The organism is Pseudomonas sp. FSL R10-0399 (genome assembly GCF_009600165.1).
In the GTDB taxonomy this organism is placed as follows: domain Bacteria; phylum Pseudomonadota; class Gammaproteobacteria; order Pseudomonadales; family Pseudomonadaceae; genus Aquipseudomonas; species Aquipseudomonas helleri.
Window position 1 is genome coordinate 58,689 of sequence record NZ_WIWK01000014.1, and the last position, 16,348, is coordinate 75,036.

General features: G+C 58.1%; 16 protein-coding genes and 1 pseudogene. 6 read left to right on the forward strand and 11 right to left on the reverse strand.

The window, feature by feature from the left end:
* Positions 1-80: 80 nt before the first annotated feature.
* Both GHO41_RS06490 and GHO41_RS06495 read left to right on the forward strand, forming a co-directional pair.
* Positions 81-383: pseudogene (locus tag GHO41_RS06490) on the forward strand (type II toxin-antitoxin system MqsR family toxin); the annotation flags it as partial.
* Complete coding sequence (locus tag GHO41_RS06495; RefSeq protein WP_123749671.1) at positions 383-859, forward strand: type II toxin-antitoxin system MqsA family antitoxin; 477 nt, start codon at positions 383-385, stop codon at positions 857-859. The pseudogene GHO41_RS06490 and the gene GHO41_RS06495, both read left to right, overlap by 1 nt.
* 22 nt (positions 860-881) lie before the next feature.
* Here the strand turns inward: GHO41_RS06495 and GHO41_RS06500 are convergent, their stop codons facing one another.
* From GHO41_RS06500 to GHO41_RS06515, 4 genes are all read right to left on the reverse strand, one after another.
* Positions 882-1,646, reverse strand: coding sequence for an amino acid ABC transporter ATP-binding protein (locus GHO41_RS06500; protein ID WP_123749670.1), 765 nt, complete (start codon positions 1,644-1,646; stop codon positions 882-884).
* A gap of 12 nt (positions 1,647-1,658) precedes the next feature.
* Positions 1,659-2,756 carry an amino acid ABC transporter permease gene (locus tag GHO41_RS06505; protein WP_048368225.1) on the reverse strand — a complete coding sequence of 366 codons (1,098 nt, stop codon included), beginning with the start codon at positions 2,754-2,756 and terminating at the stop codon, positions 1,659-1,661.
* A gap of 10 nt (positions 2,757-2,766) precedes the next feature.
* Entirely contained in the window at positions 2,767-3,948 is a 1,182-nt protein-coding gene (locus GHO41_RS06510; RefSeq protein WP_048389777.1) for an amino acid ABC transporter permease, read from the reverse strand.
* Between the two features lie 68 nt (positions 3,949-4,016).
* Complete coding sequence (locus tag GHO41_RS06515) at positions 4,017-5,045, reverse strand: amino acid ABC transporter substrate-binding protein (RefSeq protein ID WP_048368227.1); 1,029 nt, start codon at positions 5,043-5,045, stop codon at positions 4,017-4,019.
* A 419-nt stretch (positions 5,046-5,464) separates the two neighbouring features.
* Between GHO41_RS06515 and GHO41_RS06520 the strand changes: the two genes are divergently transcribed.
* Both GHO41_RS06520 and rhlB read left to right on the forward strand, forming a co-directional pair.
* On the forward strand, positions 5,465-6,121 hold the full coding sequence (locus tag GHO41_RS06520; RefSeq protein ID WP_153433209.1) for an alpha/beta hydrolase: 657 nt from the start codon (positions 5,465-5,467) through the stop codon (positions 6,119-6,121).
* A gap of 84 nt (positions 6,122-6,205) precedes the next feature.
* Positions 6,206-7,696, forward strand: a complete 1,491-nt coding sequence (rhlB, locus tag GHO41_RS06525; protein ID WP_048368230.1) for an ATP-dependent RNA helicase RhlB — start codon at positions 6,206-6,208, stop codon at positions 7,694-7,696.
* A gap of 78 nt (positions 7,697-7,774) precedes the next feature.
* Here rhlB and GHO41_RS06530 read toward each other — a convergent pair whose 3' ends face one another.
* The 4 genes from GHO41_RS06530 to moaC form a co-directional block, all read right to left on the reverse strand.
* Positions 7,775-9,796 (reverse strand): type VI secretion system tip protein VgrG, encoded by a 2,022-nt coding sequence (locus GHO41_RS06530; RefSeq protein ID WP_153433210.1) that lies wholly within the window; start codon positions 9,794-9,796, stop codon positions 7,775-7,777.
* A gap of 156 nt (positions 9,797-9,952) precedes the next feature.
* Positions 9,953-10,420: a molybdopterin synthase catalytic subunit MoaE gene (gene moaE / locus GHO41_RS06535; RefSeq protein WP_153390691.1), complete on the reverse strand. Its 468-nt coding sequence runs from the start codon at positions 10,418-10,420 to the stop codon at positions 9,953-9,955.
* Between the two features lie 3 nt (positions 10,421-10,423).
* A complete protein-coding gene (gene moaD, locus GHO41_RS06540) occupies positions 10,424-10,669 on the reverse strand; it encodes a molybdopterin converting factor subunit 1 (protein WP_153390690.1) in 246 nt (81 codons plus the stop codon).
* Positions 10,666-11,139, reverse strand: a complete 474-nt coding sequence (moaC, locus tag GHO41_RS06545) for a cyclic pyranopterin monophosphate synthase MoaC (RefSeq protein WP_048368470.1) — start codon at positions 11,137-11,139, stop codon at positions 10,666-10,668. Before moaC ends, moaD begins: the two co-directional genes overlap by 4 nt.
* A gap of 163 nt (positions 11,140-11,302) precedes the next feature.
* Here moaC and GHO41_RS06550 point away from each other — a divergent pair, with 163 nt between their 5' ends.
* Complete coding sequence (locus GHO41_RS06550) at positions 11,303-11,749, forward strand: DMT family transporter (RefSeq protein ID WP_048368235.1); 447 nt, start codon at positions 11,303-11,305, stop codon at positions 11,747-11,749.
* 68 nt (positions 11,750-11,817) lie between these two features.
* Here GHO41_RS06550 and GHO41_RS06555 read toward each other — a convergent pair whose 3' ends face one another.
* The gene (locus tag GHO41_RS06555) at positions 11,818-12,717 is read right to left on the reverse strand and encodes a LysR substrate-binding domain-containing protein (protein WP_371928857.1); all 900 of its coding nucleotides are present in this window, start codon (positions 12,715-12,717) and stop codon (positions 11,818-11,820) included.
* A gap of 86 nt (positions 12,718-12,803) precedes the next feature.
* Positions 12,804-14,198 (reverse strand): PhoH family protein, encoded by a 1,395-nt coding sequence (locus GHO41_RS06560; protein WP_048368238.1) that lies wholly within the window; start codon positions 14,196-14,198, stop codon positions 12,804-12,806.
* 481 nt (positions 14,199-14,679) lie between these two features.
* On the opposite strand from GHO41_RS06560, the gene GHO41_RS06565 reads away from it, so the two are divergent.
* Positions 14,680-15,000 (forward strand): hypothetical protein, encoded by a 321-nt coding sequence (locus GHO41_RS06565; protein ID WP_153390688.1) that lies wholly within the window; start codon positions 14,680-14,682, stop codon positions 14,998-15,000.
* 42 nt (positions 15,001-15,042) lie between these two features.
* On the opposite strand, the gene GHO41_RS06570 is transcribed toward GHO41_RS06565, so the two are convergent.
* Complete coding sequence (locus GHO41_RS06570) at positions 15,043-16,170, reverse strand: polysaccharide deacetylase family protein (RefSeq protein ID WP_371928858.1); 1,128 nt, start codon at positions 16,168-16,170, stop codon at positions 15,043-15,045.
* Positions 16,171-16,348 lie beyond the last annotated feature (178 nt).

The window sequence follows — 16,348 nt, forward strand, 5'->3', positions numbered from 1 at the left end:
CGCTTAACTTGAACATTAATCGTTGAATAAAAAACCCTTAAAGGGTAGTTTTGAGCGCATTGAGGCACACTCTTATGTAAAAGAAGACACCCCACTACACCCTTCAGTGCATACAAGGCGACGTAAAACGGCTGGGAGCCGTGGCGTTTACCAAAAGTGCGCTGGATGGTGGGCGCATGCTGGGGCTAACACTTACCCAGATGCTATGGGTGATCGCGTCTCTGGAGCGCAGGCTCTTGTACAAATCAATGTCGACTTACGCAGACCCCAAAGTCTGGCAAGACGTCTACCACGCTCAAGCCTACGGCTTGGCCCTGTATATCAAGGTGACCTATCGTCCCGGTGGAGGGCCGCCCGTCATTGCCTTCAAGGAAAAAGACTGATGAGCAAGCATGATTGCTACACCTGTGGCGCACCCAACGCGATGCACCCGTTCAAGGGCCGCGATTTCACAGTGACGTTCAAACAATTAACCCGCCACGTGCCCAATCTGGCAGGCGAGCAATGCAGTGAATGTGCTGAGGTCGAGTTCAATGCGCCCAGCGCAGAGCGTTATGCCCAGGCAGGTGATGAACTGATCGAGGATGCCAAGCGGGTCGTGGCAGACGAGATGAAACGTATCCGCCGTAAATTGCACTTCACCCAAAAAAGCGCGGTGCAGTTACTGTCCGGCGGCGGCCACAATGCCTTCAGCCGCTATGAACGGGCCGAAGTCGAGCCGCCCAAACCGCTGTTTGTGTTGATGCGCCTGCTCGATCGCCACCCGGAACTGGTCAAGGAGCTGCACGCGATCTACGAATGCGCGGATATCAATGCGCTGTTGGAGCAAAAGCAGCAACAGCGCGAAAAAACACGTTAACCCCTCGGTCGCCGCGTTTGCATCAATGCAGAATTTGATTCAGGAACAGTTTGGTCCGGTCGTTCTGCGGGTTGTCGAAGAAGTCATTCGGCGCGGCCTGCTCGACGATTTCCCCCTTGTCCATAAAGATCACCCGATTGGCCACAGTCCGGGCAAAGCCCATTTCGTGGGTCACACAGAGCATGGTCATGCCGTCTTCGGCCAGGCCGATCATGGTGTCGAGTACTTCCTTGACCATTTCCGGATCAAGCGCTGAAGTCGGTTCGTCGAACAACATGATTTTGGGCTTCATGCACAGCGCACGGGCAATCGCCACCCGCTGCTGCTGACCACCGGACAACTGCCCCGGAAACTTGTGGGCCTGCTCCGGAATACGCACGCGCTGCAAGTAATGCATGGCAATTTCTTCGGCCTGGCGCTTGGGCATTTTGCGCACCCACATCGGCGCCAACGTGCAGTTTTGCAGGATGGTCAGATGCGGGAACAAGTTGAAGTGCTGGAACACCATGCCGACTTCACGGCGCACGGTTTCGATCTGCTTGATGTCGTTGGTCAGCTCAACTCCATCCACCACAATGCGCCCTTGCTGGTGTTCTTCAAGGCGATTGAGGCAGCGAATGGTGGTCGACTTGCCCGAACCCGAAGGCCCGCACAACACGATTCGTTCACCCGGCTGCACGTTCAGGTTAATGTCTTTGAGCACGTGAAACTGGCCGTACCACTTGTTAACGTCCTGCATCTGAATAATGCCTTCAGGGCTAGCAGGCTTTTTAATTGCTTCACTCATATCCAACTCCTACTAACGCTTGTGGCCAGTGTCCAGCTTGCGCTCCAGATGTATGGAGTAGCGGGACATACCGAAACAGAAAATCCAGAACACCAGGGCAGCAAACACATAACCCTCGGTCGCCATGCCCAGCCAGGTCGGGTCGGCGGCGGCTTGTTTGACGCTGTTGAGCAGGTCAAACAGGCCGATGATGATCACCAGGCTGGTGTCCTTGAACAGGGCAATAAAGGTGTTCACGATGCCGGGAATGACCAGCTTCAGGGCTTGCGGCAAGATCACCAGGCCCATGCTGCGCCAATAACCCAGGCCCATGGCTGCCGACGCTTCGTACTGACCTTTGGGAATGGCCTGAAGGCCACCGCGCACCACTTCGGCCACGTACGCCGACTGGAACAGGATCACCCCGATCAGCGCCCGTAGTAGCTTGTCGAAGTTCATGCCTTCAGGCAGAAACAACGGCAGCATCACCGAGGACATGAACAGCACGGTGATCAGCGGCACACCACGCCAGAACTCGATGAACGTCACGCACACCACGCGAATCGCCGGCATGTCCGAGCGACGCCCCAATGCCAGCAAGATGCCCAATGGCAGTGCTCCGGCGATGCCCACGGTGGCGATCACCAGCGTCAGCATCAGGCCGCCCCATTGGCTGGTGGCGACGGTGGTCAGGCCCCAATGTCCACCGTGCAGCAGGCTGTAGGCGAGGATCGGGTAGATCACTAAAAAGCTCAGCCCATAAACCGCCTTGTGTTTGAAGCGCGAAATAAACAACGGTGCAGCACCAAAGATGGCCAACAACACCGTCGTATCGACGCGCCAGCGCAACGCTGCCGGGTAATAGCCGTACATGAACTGGCTAAAACGCTGCTCGATAAACACCCAGCACGCACCGCTTTTGGTGCAATCAGCCCGGGTCGTACCCACCCAATTGGCGTCAAAGAGCGTCCAGCTCAGCAACGGCGGCACGATCAACCAGACCAGGTAGAGCGCAAACAGCGTGAGCAAGGTGTTGAGCCAACTGGAAAACAGGTTCGCCCGTGCCCAGGCAACCACGCCAATCCGGTTGCCCGGTGGCGGCATATCAGGTTTGAAAACATGCGTCGTCATGGTCGCGCCCTCACCGTTCGATCAGCGCAATGCGCGTGTTGTACCAGTTCATCAGGAGCGAAATGCTGATGCTGATCGCCAGATAAACGCTCATGGTGATGGCAATCACTTCAATCGCTTGCCCGGTCTGGTTCAGCACCGTACCGGCAAACAGCGAAACCATTTCCGGGTAGCCGATACCTGCCGCCAACGATGAGTTTTTCACCAGGTTGAGGTATTGGCTGGTCAGCGGCGGAATGATCACTCGCAGCGCCTGCGGGATGATCACCTTGCGCAGCGTCGGCCCTGGGCGCAGGCCCAGCGAGGCCGCGGCTTCAGTCTGGCCATGGCTGACCGACTTGATGCCCGAACGCACGATCTCGGCAATAAAAGCTGCGGTGTACACCGTGAGGGCGATGGTCAGCGCCAACAGTTCCGGGATCAGCACCCAGCCACCAACAAAGTTGAAGCCCTTGAGCTCGGGCATTTCCCAATGCACAGGCGCACCGACTACCAGCGCGCACAGCCCTGGAATCACCAGCAACAAGCCCAACGCGGCCCAGAAGGTGTGAAACGCAACACCGGTGGCTTCAAAGCGTTTTTTAGCCCAGCGCAGCATCACCACCACGGCCACAATAGCCAGCAGCACACTGATCACAAACGGCCAGAACGCAGGTGTCGCAATGGCGGCCGGCATGTTCAGGCCACGACTGCTCATGTAAAACGTGTCGGCAAAATTGTGGCTGTTACGCGGCCCTGGCATGGTCAAAAAGACCGCAAAGTACCAGAACAGAATTTGTAGCAACGGCGGGATATTGCGAAAAACTTCGACGTAGACCGTCGCCAGCTTGTTGATCATCCAGTTCGGAGACAAACGCGCGACGCCGACAATAAAACCCAGAATGGTCGCCAGGACCACGCCGATCACCGACACCAGCAGCGTGTTCAGCAAGCCGATCACAAAGACCCGGGCGTAGCTGTCGGACTCGGTGTAATCAATTAAATGCTGCGCAATACCAAACCCGGCACTGCGTTCCAAAAAGTCGAAACCCGAGGTAATCCCCCGGTGTTGCAGGTTGGTTTGAGTGTTGTTGAACAAGTACCAACCCATGAAGACCACCAACGCGACGGTGATGATCTGAAATACCCACGCACGCACACGTGGATCGCCAAGGCTGAGCCTGGGCTTGGGTGCGCCGACTTTTGTCTGCATGAAATGCCCCAGTAAAAAATGGATCAAAAACAGCACCCGGTGGTTGGCCCACCGGGTGACAGGGCTTATCAGCGCACAGGCGGTGCGTATTGAATGCCGCCGTTGTTCCACAAGGCGTTCAGCCCGCGGTCAATGGCCAGAGGGGTGCTTTTACCGAGGTTTTTCTCGAACACTTCGCCGTAGTTACCGACCTGGCTGACGATCTGTACAACCCAGTCCTTCGGCAGTTTCAGGTCTTTACCGTATTCGCCATCCGCACCCAGCAAACGGGCAACGTCCGGGTTTTTGGTCGACTTGGCTTCAGCCACGACGTTTTTAGAGGTGATGCCGGCTTCTTCGGCGTTGAGCATGGCAAACAGTGTCCAGCGCACGATGCTGAACCAGTCTTCATCACCCTTGCGCACGACCGGGCCCAGTGGCTCCTTGGAAATAGTTTCTGGCAAGACGATGTAGTCGTTCGGGTTGGCCAGCTTGCTGCGTTGTGCATACAGCTGGGATTTGTCCGAGGTCAGCACGTCGCAACGGCCGCTCTCAAGGGACTTGGCGCTTTCGTCAGAGGTATCAAAGGTGATCGGGGTGTATTTCAGGTTATTCGCCCGGAAGTAATCCGACACGTTAAGTTCTGTGGTGGTCCCGGCCTGAATGCAGATGGTTGCACCGTCCAGTTCCTTGGCACTTTTCACGCCCAGCTTGTTGTTGACCAAAAAGCCAACGCCGTCGTAATAGGTCACGCCGGTAAACAACATGCCCATGCCCGCATCACGGGAACTGGTCCAGGTGGTGTTGCGCGACAGCACATCCACTTCGCCCGATTGCAGGGCAGTGAAGCGCTCCTTGGCGTTCAACTGGCTGAATTTGACCTTGGTGGCGTCGCCAAATACGGCAGCGGCGACAGCGCGGCAGACATCGGCATCGATCCCCAAAATCTTGCCGTCTTTGTCAGGCACCGAGAAACCCGGCAAACCGTCGCTGACACCACATTGCACGAAGCCTTTCTTTTTAACGCCATCCAGTGTTGCGCCGGCATGAGCGAAACCCGTGACACTCAACACCACAGCGGCGGTGGCCAGGGCCAGGGTGGATTTCAACTGCTTCATTCAAACCTCCAGTCTTGCTTTGTTGTGTTTGAACAAGACCCGCCGCCCCCTTGTGAGGCATTGTTGACCCGTGTTGGCTTTTTATGGGGCCAAGCGGCATAAGCCTTGAGCGATGGATATATCGCACTCGCCTTCAAACTGAAGCGCTCACTTGAGCTGTTGAATTCCTTGTCTAACTTCACCCGTCAGGTGTTTTGCTGCCCCACCCTCGCCTGTAGCCTGTTAGTGTTACCCGCGAAGATGCTTCAGCTAACGTCCCTGTGCTCATAGCAAGGCCCGTACCACTGTGGAGATTTATGCCTCTCGATATGTTTCTTTAGGTAAAACGTTCAAGCAGGCGACATCTTCTTTAAATTTGAAACGAACACGCACTCTTCTTGCGCACGCTTTTTGCGCGAGCGCCCAATAATGGAGCAGCCATGACCGACCCTCTGATCCTTCAACCGCAAAAACCCGCAGACGCTTGTGTGATCTGGCTTCACGGCTTAGGTGCCGACCGCTACGACTTCCTCCCGGTGGCCGAAGCACTGCAAGAGTCGCTGCACACCACGCGGTTTGTTTTGCCCCAGGCGCCGACCCGTGCAGTGACGATCAATGGCGGATATGCCATGCCCAGCTGGTACGACATCAAGGCCATGAGCCCGGCCCGTTCGATCAGTGAACAAGAACTGAACGAATCGGCAGACACCGTGGTTGCGCTGATCGAAGAACAGAAAAGGGCCGGAATAGACGCCAGCCGAATTTTCCTCGCCGGTTTTTCCCAAGGCGGCGCCGTGGTCTTCCATACCGCCTATCTAAAATGGCAGGGCGCATTGGGTGGCGTACTTGCCCTCTCCACCTATGCCCCAACCTTCAGCAATGAGCTGGAACTGTCCGCCAGCCAGCAACGCACGCCGGCCTTGTGCCTGCATGGCCAATATGACGAGGTCGTCCAGAATTCCATGGGCCGGACCGCGTATGAACACTTGAAGCGTTTGGGTGTGACCGTTACATGGCAGGAATACCCAATGGGGCACGAAGTGTTACCACAAGAAATTCACGACATCGGTACCTGGCTGACCGAGCGCCTGCGCTAAAAACGAAACATCCAGTCGTTTACTACGCCGAGCACGCGACTTGCATTACACTGCCCGGCGTACACTCCTTAACCAACTGATGAGATGACCGTGCTCAAAGCACTCAAAAAAATATTCGGCAAAAGCGAGGCTGAGCCGCTCGCGCCAGCGTCCATGACTCCCCCCAGCAGCCCCAGCCCGCGAACCGACGCGCAACAGCCTGGCCGTTCTGCACCTGCACCCGCCGCGGTGTCCACGCCCGCAGCCACGCCCGCACCCGAACCTGCGCGCACAGAAAAACCAAAAGCAGCCAAACCACGGCGTGCACCTGCGCCAAAGCCTGTGGTCATCCCGTGGAAGCTCGAAGACTTCGTGGTTGAGCCACAAGAAGGCAAAACCCGCTTTCATGACTTCAAGCTTACCCCTGAACTGATGCACGCCATCCAGGACCTGGGTTTCCCGTACTGCACGCCGATCCAGGCGCAAGTGCTGGGCTACACCTTGAGTGGCCGCGATGCCATTGGCCGTGCCCAGACCGGCACCGGCAAAACCGCAGCGTTTCTGGTCTCGATCATCAGCCAGCTGACCCAAACCCCGCCGCCCAAAGAGCGCTACATGGGCGAGCCGCGCGCGCTGATCATCGCGCCGACCCGCGAACTGGTCGTGCAAATCGCTAAAGACGCCGCCGACCTGACCAAATACACCAACCTCAACGTCATGAGTTTCGTGGGCGGCATGGACTTCGACAAACAGCTCAAGCAGCTGGAAGCCCGTCACTGCGACATTCTGGTGGCCACACCGGGCCGTCTGCTGGACTTCAACCAGCGCGGCGAAGTGCACCTGGACATGGTTGAGGTCATGGTGCTCGATGAAGCTGACCGCATGCTCGACATGGGCTTCATCCCGCAAGTACGTCAGATCATTCGCCAGACGCCGCCGAAGGCTGAGCGTCAGACTTTGCTGTTCTCTGCGACCTTCACCGAAGACGTGATGAACCTGGCCAAACAGTGGACCACCGACCCTGCGATCGTTGAAATCGAAGCGCAGAACGTGGCTAACGAATTGGTTGAGCAACACGTGTACGCGGTGGCGGGTGCTGACAAATACAAACTGTTGTTCAACCTGGTGAACGACAACGGCTGGGAACGCGTGATCGTATTTGCCAACCGCAAAGACGAAGTGCGGCGCATCGAAGAACGCCTGGTGCGCGACGGCATCAATGCTGCGCAACTGTCCGGCGACGTGCCCCAGCACAAACGCATCAAGACCCTCGAAGGCTTTCGCGAAGGTAAAATCCGCGTGCTGGTGGCGACCGACGTCGCGGGTCGCGGCATCCACATCGACGGCATCAGCCACGTGATCAACTTCACCCTGCCCGAAGTGCCGGACGACTACGTGCACCGTATTGGCCGTACCGGTCGTGCGGGCGCGGCGGGTGTTTCCATCAGCTTTGCCGGTGAAGACGACTCGTACCAGTTGCCGTCCATCGAAGAAAAGCTGGGCCGCAAAATCAGTTGCGAAACACCGCCAACTGAACTGCTGCGCCCTGTGGTCAGAGCGGTACGCAAACCGCATGATCCGAGTGAAACGGCTTAAAACGTCAGCCCCGATGTCCGCATAGGGGGCGGGTTTTCGCGATCTTTTAAGCCAAAAGATCGCGAGGCGAGCTCGCTCCTACAGTGGTTTTTTGAGCATTTCGCACTGCGGGCACACTGATTTGCCTTCGCTCAACGCCAGCATTTGCGTTGAAGGCGCTAGCGACATGCCCTGCATGGGCGCCACCTCCCCCGGCAACAACGGCACCGCAGGCAGGCCCGGTACGGGGAAGCCGCCCAGCAATATCGGGCAACTGGCGTAGATGCCCGCCGCACCAATCAATACATGCTGCCCGCCCGCCATCAGGGTGATGTTGGCCCCGGCCTGCAAGACCACCCGCGCCCCGGCCTTGATATGCACGTGCATCCCCGCTTCAGCCACCAGCGCGCCGCCCACCACGGTGTGGCTGCTGACGGCCACGGCCAGGTGGTCGTTGGCCTTGAGCTGGACCTTGCGGTCCAGGCTGACGGTGCGCTGTTCTTCTGCCTTGAGCACCGAGACGCTGTTGCCAGTGACGGTTTCTTCGCGCTTGCCCTCGATCTGCAAGCGGCTGTCGTTTTTGATGTGTTGTTGCAGATCGCGCTGGGCGTGGAGGTAGATGTGCTCCAGACCTTTGCGGTCTTCGATGCGCAGTTCGTTGTAGCCGCTGCCACCTGGAGTGCTGCGGCTACGTAATACGCTTTGGGTTTTGTTGGCGGGCAATGCGAGCGGGGTCGGGTTAAGGCTGTTGGCCAGGCAACCGCTGATGATGGGCTGGTCCGGGTCGCCGTTGGGGTAACCCACCAGCACTTCCATGCCCACACGCGGGATGGTCACCGCGCCGTGGTTGTCCCCCGCCCAACTCGACGAGACGCGCAGCCAGCAGCTGCTTTGATCGTCATCGATAGCGCTGCGGTCCCAATGAAATTTAACCCGCACCCGGCCGTACTCATCGCAATGGATCTCTTCCCCCACCGGCCCGGTGACGCGAGCCGTTTGGCTGCCGATCAGGCGCGGCTTGGGGAAGACGGTTTGCGGGCGGTAGGTCACCGCCTCTGGCGTGGCCTGGAAGGTGTTGCGATAGCCTTGGCTAAAGCCGCCTGCGTCAGCCTGCGCCGTGTTGGCGCCATACTCTTCCAGCACTTGAGGCTGCTTGCCCTCGTGCTGCACGCCAATCAACAGCCAGCCGCTATTGAACGTCGCGTTGGGGTGCCCGGTCATCGGCAAACAGTGCCCCGAGCACAGGCTCGGTTGATTGCTGCTGCCGCTGGCCTGGCAGTAGCCGGTTTGATGGTGCTCAAGTGTGCGCTGGCTTTGCCGTTGGCCTTGGGCCGTTTCAGTGAAGCGCCCCGGATAGCTGTAGTTTTCAAGCGCGCGCTCGTTATGCTCAGCGCTGCTACCTGCCTCCAGCGTGCGGCTGGCCTGCTGAAAGTCATAATCGCGGCGAAACGTACGGTTGGTGCTGGCCTGCAAGCGCAGTCCAAAGTGATCGATGGACGGCTGCGAAGCAACCATGCCCGCACGGTGTACGTAGGGCGTCGGTTGGTTGAGCGAGGTAAACGCTTGCTGCTTGTCGCCGAACACCAGGTGATGGCCGTCTGGCGAGTGCCGAAAGTGGTAGTGGAAGCCCTCTTCGAAACACAGACGCTGAATAAAGCGCAAATCGGACTCGCCGTATTGCACGCAATAATCCCGTGGCGTGTAAGACGAGAACGAATTGAAGGTGTAGGCGTTGCCGAGAATGCCGTGCTCTTCGAGCAAGGTCTCGATGATCTGCTGCACGGTTAAATGCTGAAAAAATCGGTAGTTGGTGCGATGGGCCAGGTAGGCCAGTTGCGGTTCCAGTGTCAGGCGATAGTGCGTCAGCCGCGTACCGGGGCTGCTGCGACCCATGCTGGAAATATGCCCGTGGATCCCCTGCCCCTGGCTGTCAAATGCGAGAAACGCAGGCTGATGCAGCCATGCCTCGAGGTCCAGGTCTGCGCGTGCGCTGACCAGTTCAAGTTCAAAGGCATAAGGCGTGCTGATGGCTTCATTGCCCGTGAAGGCCAACACCTGAAGCTCATGGTCGGCGCCCTTGATGCTCAGGCTAAAACGGTTGTTACGGGCTGAAATGGCCATCCGTGAATCCTTCCCGACAGAGAGGCAGGCACGCTAACGGATGAACAGGAATCGACGCTGTAGGAGACTTCTGAAAAAAATAAAAGAAATCACGCCGTGTCCGGGCTGCGATCTTTTATTCCCGAAAAGATCGCAGCCTTCGTGCCTCGGCAGCTCCTACAATTCGGAGAATGAGCGTTGCCAGCGCTTAGCGGCGGCGTCGTCGCTGGCCCGACCTTCGACCCAGCGCGGGCCGTCGGCGGTCTGTTCTTTCTTCCAGAAGGGTGCGCGGGTTTTCAGGTAGTCCATCACGAACGCGCAGGCATCAAAAGCCGCCTGACGATGGGCGCTGGCCACACCAACAAAGACGATGGGCTCGCCCGGCTCCAGTGCCCCGACCCGGTGCAGCACATCGAGGCTGAGCAGCGGCCAGCGCTGTTGCGCTTCGACCACGATTTTGGCCAAGGCCTTTTCGGTCATGCCGGGGTAATGCTCGAGAAACATCCCCGCCACGTCGCGCCCGTCATTGAAGTCGCGCACATACCCCACAAAACTCACCACCGCCCCCACACCCAGGTTGGCTGCGTGCAATGCGTTGACTTCTGCGCCCGGATCAAAGGCGGTCGTTTGCACCCGAATGGCCATGGCTCAGCCCCCGGTCACGGGCGGGAAAAAAGCCACGGTGTCACCGTCTGTCAGCGGTTCGTCGAGCTTGCACAGTTCTTCATTGCGCGCGCACATCAGGTTGGCTTCGGCCAATACCTGCCACGCATCGCCCTGTTGCAACAGGTGCTGGCGCAAGTGATCAACAGAGGTGAATTGGCCGTCGACCGAGACGTTGTCCAGCCCCAGCGCCTCACGGTAGCGGGCAAAGAAGTGCACGTGGAATGTCATGACGCGTCTGCCTGAAAGTGCCCGCTCTTGCCGCCGAGCTTTTCCAGCACGCGCACGTTTTCGATGGTCATGCCACGGTCGACGGCCTTGCACATGTCATAAATGGTCAAGGCCGCCACGCTGGCAGCGGTGAGGGCTTCCATCTCTACCCCGGTCTGCCCGGACAGTTTGCAGCGCGCGATGATCAACACTGCGTCGGTGCCTTGGGCGCTGAGTTCAACCTTGACGCTGGTGAGCATCAACGGATGGCACAGCGGGATCAGATCCGAGGTTTTCTTCGCCGCCTGAATCCCGGCAATTCGCGCCACGGCGAACACGTCGCCCTTGGGGTGGTCGCCATTGACGATCATGTCCAGGGTTTCAGCACGCATGCGTACCACGGCTTGTGCCACCGCCTCACGGGACGTCACCGCTTTATCGGTGACATCAACCATGTTGGCGCGGCCTTGGGCATCTAAATGAGTCAGCACAGGGAGTTCTCCAGACAAGAGCTGCCAGTGTAAGCCCGAGGTTGCGTTTTGCCCACGTATGCGACGGCCATCGACCTCACGAATACCGCGCATCCGAACATCGAATTGGCCGCCTGGCGGGTTTGCACGTACAACGTGCACATCGTTCAGAGAGGTCAAATCCATGCCATTTTTTATAGCCATTGCCCTGAGTTTACTGGCCGGCGCCGCCGTGCCGATGCAAGCCGGCAGTAACGCCCGACTCGGTGCCGTGCTCGGTCACCCGTTCTGGGCCACGGTCATTTCCCTGATGGTCAGCGGCGCGGCGATTGCCGTGGTGATGCTGCTGGTCAAAGTGCCCCGTCCCAATCTTGGCGCACTGCTGGGCGGCCCTTGGTGGATGTGGCTTGGCGGCCTGGCCGGGGTGTTTTACATCACCGTGGCGCTGATTACCGTACCGCGCCTGGGCGCGCTCAACTTCATCATGGCGGTGGTGGTGGGCCAGTTGATCATCTCGCTGGCGATTGATTACTTCGGCTTGCTCGGGCTGCCAAAAAACACCCCCAGCCTGCAAAAACTGTTGGGCGTAAGTGTGGTGCTGGCCGGATTTTTGATCGCTTCGCGCGGCTGATTATGGGTAGGAGCGAGCTTGCCTCGCGATCTTTTGATTTTTTAAAAGATCGCGAGACAAGCTCGCTCCTACAGTGAAATCTGGCGAAGCACACTCCGCAACCAGCGATGCCCCGGATCGTCGCTGAAACGCTGATGCCAAACTTGCACGTAGTTAAACGGTGCCACGTTCAACGGCGGCGGCAATCTGACCAGCGAATCGGCCAACGGCAGGCTGTCCAGGGTGCGGGTGGCGACCGTCAGGATCAAGTCCGTATCGCCAATGACACTCGGGGCAGCACTCCAATGTGGCACGTTCACCGCGACATGGCGTTGCAAGCCCTGGGCGCGCAACACGTTGTCGACTTCGCCCTGGGTGTTGCCGTCCATCGAGACCAGCACGTGAGGGCGTTGCAGGTAGGTGTCGAGGTCCAGCACGCCACTCTCGGGCAGGACGTTACGATTGAGCAGGCAGGTGAAGGTTTCTTCGAACAGCACCTCGCTGCAGAGGAACTCAGGCAGCGTGGCGAAAACACCCAGCGCGAGGTCGATCTTGCCGTGTTCGAGTTGTTCGAGCATGCCCTGGCGGCTGTCCTGGACCACCACCAGCGAGATGCCGGGCGCCAGTACTCGGAGTTGTTCCACCAACTTGGGCAACACGATGGCAGCGCCGTAATCGGACATCGCCACGCGGAATGTGCGTTGCGATTCCCCCGGCACAAAGTCGACAGACTGACCGAGCAAGGTTTCGATCTGCCCCAGAATCACCTTGAGCGGCGCCTGAAGGTTTTGCGCCAGCGTACTGAGTACCACCTCGTTGCCCTGGCGAATCAGCAGCGGGTCATTGAGCAATAACCGCAGCTTGCTCAGCGAATGGCTGATGGCCGGCTGGCTCAAGTGCAAACGCACACCGGTGCGGGTTACGTGCTTTTCCGTGAGCAGCGCATCGAGCACCACCAGCAGATTCAAATCGATAGTGCGCAGTAACACCTTGGCAGCTCCTGATTAAACATGGCTGGCGCCACAACGAAACCGGGCGGCTCTAGGCCGCCCGGATCAAGGTTATGTCAGAAGTGTTAGAGATGCGACTCTGCGTACTCGGCCAGGATCGAACGAGGGACGCCTTGCAGGGCGATGTGCACACCGTTGGGGAAGTCTTTGAAACGCTCCGTCAGGTAGGTCAGCCCCGAACTGGTGGCCGACAGGTAAGGCGTATCGATCTGCGCCAGGTTGCCCAGGCACACCACTTTAGAGCCCGCGCCCGCCCGGGTGATGATGGTTTTCATCTGGTGCGGCGTGAGGTTCTGGCACTCGTCAATCAAGATCAGGCTTTGCTGGAAACTACGCCCCCGGATGTAGTTCAGCGATTTGAACTGTAAAGGCACTTTGCTGAGGATGTAATCCACGCTGCCGTGGGTGTTTTCGTCATCCATGTGCAGGGCTTCAAGGTTGTCGGTGATGGCCCCCAGCCACGGCTCCATCTTCTCAGCCTCGGTGCCCGGCAGGAAGCCGATTTCCTGATCCAGCCCTTGCACGCTGCGGGTACAGATAATCCGCCGGTAGCGCTTGCTGACCATGGTTTGTTCAATCGCCGCCGCCAGCGCCAGAATGGTCTTGCCCGAACCCGCCGCACCCGACAGGTTAACCAGATGAATATCCGGATCGAGCAAGGCGAACAGCGCCAGTCCCTGGTAAATATCCCGCGGCTTCAGGCCCCAGGCTTCCTGGTGCAGCAACGGTTCCTGGTGCATGTCGAGAATCAGCAGGTGGTCCTTGCGCACCTCTTTGATCCAGCCCACAAACCCTTGCTCATCAATGATGAATTCGTTGATGTGCACCGCCGGCAGGTTTTCGTTCATTTGCACCTGATGCCAGGTGCGGCCGTGCCCTTGACGGGTTTCGACCTTGCTCACGCGGTCCCAGAACGAACCGGTCATGGTGTGATAGCCGCGTGACAGCATCGACACGTCGTCAACCAGTTGGTCAGTGCTGTAGTCCTCGGACTCGACCCCACAGGCGCGCGCCTTGAGCCGCATGTTGATGTCTTTGGTCACCAGCACCACGTGCAGGCTCGGGTCACGGGCATGCAGGTCAATCAGTTGATTGATGATGATGTTGTCGTTGAGGTTTTCAGGGAGCAGCGCATTAGGCTCTCTGCGCTTGTTCATCAAGATTGACAGAAAGCCCTTGGGGCCACTTTTGCCGCGCTGGATCGGTACGCCCCTTTCAACATCCTCTGGCGAGGCCACGCCCAGGGTCTGATCGATCAAACGAATCGCCTGGCGACACTCCGCTGCCACCAGTAGCTTGCCGGTTTTGAGTTTGTCGAGCTCTTCAAGCACCGTCATCGGGATAGCGACGTGGTGTTCCTCGAAGTTGAGCAAAGCATTTGGATCGTGAATCAGAACATTGGTATCGAGTACATAAAGGATTGGCTGGTTGGAAGAAGGAGTGCGTCCGTGATCATCCATACTCGGTCACCTTTGTGGGAGCCATTCGACGCAATACCGCAACAGTGCTGCGCCTCGAGTGACTGCCGAATTCATCTGTTTTCTGTCAGATGAATGCCCTGCCCGATGGGTCTTGGAAGACGCCACCTGTGTTGCAGGTTTCGGCGGTCTGTCTTGGTAATACTCCAAATCGTGTGACAAAAAAAAGTATTTTTACAGTTTGGCGGATTTATTTTTTTGACTGACGAATAGCCTTGGCGGCCTGCAAAATTGCTACTAGGCTCAATGATTACCTGACACAACGCTTGGGCATTTAATCCAGTATTGGCCTGCATCAGCGCGCCGAAAACACCACCTCGAAATCTCCCCCCACAAGGCCGGACGGTTCTCACAAAACGCCGGGATGCCCCCTACCCATCTTTCTTTTTGGCAGCACTAAGCTTCGTGACGCACCGGCTCATTACGACCTGCGCTCACTACTGTTTATGCCAAAGGAATCCGTATGACCCCTATTTCCAAAACCCTGGAACAAATGCTGCTCGAGATATACCAGGACGGCAGCGTGTCTGTGACTGAATACCGCCAGCTTCGCGACAACGCTGACGAGCGCATGTCGGCGGTCATCAACGAGTTTGGCCAGCACAACAACATCACCGCCTTCCAAAAAGCCATGGACGTCGCCATGCAACTGCTACAGCTGTCGGTCATTGATGCGAAAAAAGCTCAACTGACCGATACCGGCGAAGCCATCGTCAAAGATGCCGTAGTGTCACAAGTGGAATACCTTCGCGCAGGCTCAGAACTGGCCTTGCGCCTTTTGTAAGGGTTACAACAAAGCGCTCGCCCAATCGGGCGGGCGCATTGATCACTGAGCCCCCAAGGCCTCGCACTCCTCCCAGCCCAGCCCGCTCTGCACCGTCGCCTTGAGCAGCCAGGGCAATGCGCTGCGGACCTTGTCCTGGGTGTCGTGGAAGGCAATCAACCCATGGCGCCACAACAGCATCAAGGTCAATACGCGGTGTGCCGACTGCTCGGCCGTGAGGCTGCCGGCCAGGTCTTGCGAGTCAATGTTCCACAGCGCCACCTGCAAGCCCTGGGACTCAAAGAACGCCCCGCTGTCAGCCCGGCGCTGACCGTAAGGCGGCCGGAACAACGGCACGTAGTTTTGCGGCAACACCTGTTTCACCAGCGCGGTGCTACGCAGCACCGAGTCCTGCCAGTTTTGCCAATGACTGTGGGCCCGATATTCCCACCCTTGCACGCCTACACATTGACCTTTGTACAGCGCCCTCAGGGCCTGATCGGAGCTTTTGTCGAGGCGAGCTTTCAAGCTGTTGCCCAAGACAAAAAACGTCGCGCTCATGGACTGTTTGCGCAGGTAGTCAGTGAGCCAGTCGGTGGTGCCGCCGATGACCGTCGGGCCGCTGTCGAAGGTCAGCATGAACAGCCGGTCGTGCATGTCCTCGCCATTGAACTCCTGATCGCCCAGCAGCGCGATTTCGCTGCTGATTTGTGGCGACAGCGCGGCCAGACGCAACTGTTCATCCAGGTAGCGGTGGTGGAACACGGCACTTGGTTCGGCCCATTTCACGTAGAAAGAATCATCGGCCACTTCGAACTTGCCTGCCTGTTCACGCAGGCTGGCCATGTCTTCGACGTAATAACAGAACGAAGCATCCTGATCACAGCTTTGCTGGGCAAAGTTGTAATTGGCCAACAGGCGTTGCCACAGGCGCTGACGGACTTTATCAATCGCGTCCATATTGATGACCTTGAGGCCCAGGCGCTCTTTAAGGCCGTTCTCATCCAGCCCTTCGCTGACCAGCAAGGCGTGGGCGAACGTCAGAATCTCGGCACGCGAGGCGACATCGAACAGGGCCGGGCTGCTCAATGGCTCTGGCCAGGTCGTGCGATCCAGCGTCGCCGGATCATTGGGCGCCGCCACTGCCCCCAGACACACCAGCCAGGCCGACAAAAAAAGAGCAATGCGCACAGAGCCATCTCCGTATAAAAACTGCCAGCACTATAACCGCTAAGGTGATGTTGGACATTGGACGTAGCCTCGCAAAGCTCGTCAACTGCTACGGCGCAAAACCTGTAGGAGGGGCCGCCCCGTCTTCGACGCCGCGCTGTCGCGCAGCAAACAGGCCGCCGAGTATCTTCAGCATCCC

Coding starts and splice junctions, on each gene's coding strand:
- GHO41_RS06495 (WP_123749671.1), top strand. CDS start 383: ATGAGCAAGCATGATTGCTACACCTGTGGCGCACCCAACGCGATGCAC.
- GHO41_RS06500 (WP_123749670.1), bottom strand. CDS start 1,646: ATGAGTGAAGCAATTAAAAAGCCTGCTAGCCCTGAAGGCATTATTCAG.
- GHO41_RS06505 (WP_048368225.1), bottom strand. CDS start 2,756: ATGACGACGCATGTTTTCAAACCTGATATGCCGCCACCGGGCAACCGG.
- GHO41_RS06510 (WP_048389777.1), bottom strand. CDS start 3,948: ATGCAGACAAAAGTCGGCGCACCCAAGCCCAGGCTCAGCCTTGGCGAT.
- GHO41_RS06515 (WP_048368227.1), bottom strand. CDS start 5,045: ATGAAGCAGTTGAAATCCACCCTGGCCCTGGCCACCGCCGCTGTGGTG.
- GHO41_RS06520 (WP_153433209.1), top strand. CDS start 5,465: ATGACCGACCCTCTGATCCTTCAACCGCAAAAACCCGCAGACGCTTGT.
- rhlB (WP_048368230.1), top strand. CDS start 6,206: ATGACCGTGCTCAAAGCACTCAAAAAAATATTCGGCAAAAGCGAGGCT.
- GHO41_RS06530 (WP_153433210.1), bottom strand. CDS start 9,796: ATGGCCATTTCAGCCCGTAACAACCGTTTTAGCCTGAGCATCAAGGGC.
- moaE (WP_153390691.1), bottom strand. CDS start 10,420: ATGGCCATTCGGGTGCAAACGACCGCCTTTGATCCGGGCGCAGAAGTC.
- moaD (WP_153390690.1), bottom strand. CDS start 10,669: ATGACATTCCACGTGCACTTCTTTGCCCGCTACCGTGAGGCGCTGGGG.
- GHO41_RS06550 (WP_048368235.1), top strand. CDS start 11,303: ATGCCATTTTTTATAGCCATTGCCCTGAGTTTACTGGCCGGCGCCGCC.
- GHO41_RS06560 (WP_048368238.1), bottom strand. CDS start 14,198: ATGGATGATCACGGACGCACTCCTTCTTCCAACCAGCCAATCCTTTAT.
- GHO41_RS06565 (WP_153390688.1), top strand. CDS start 14,680: ATGACCCCTATTTCCAAAACCCTGGAACAAATGCTGCTCGAGATATAC.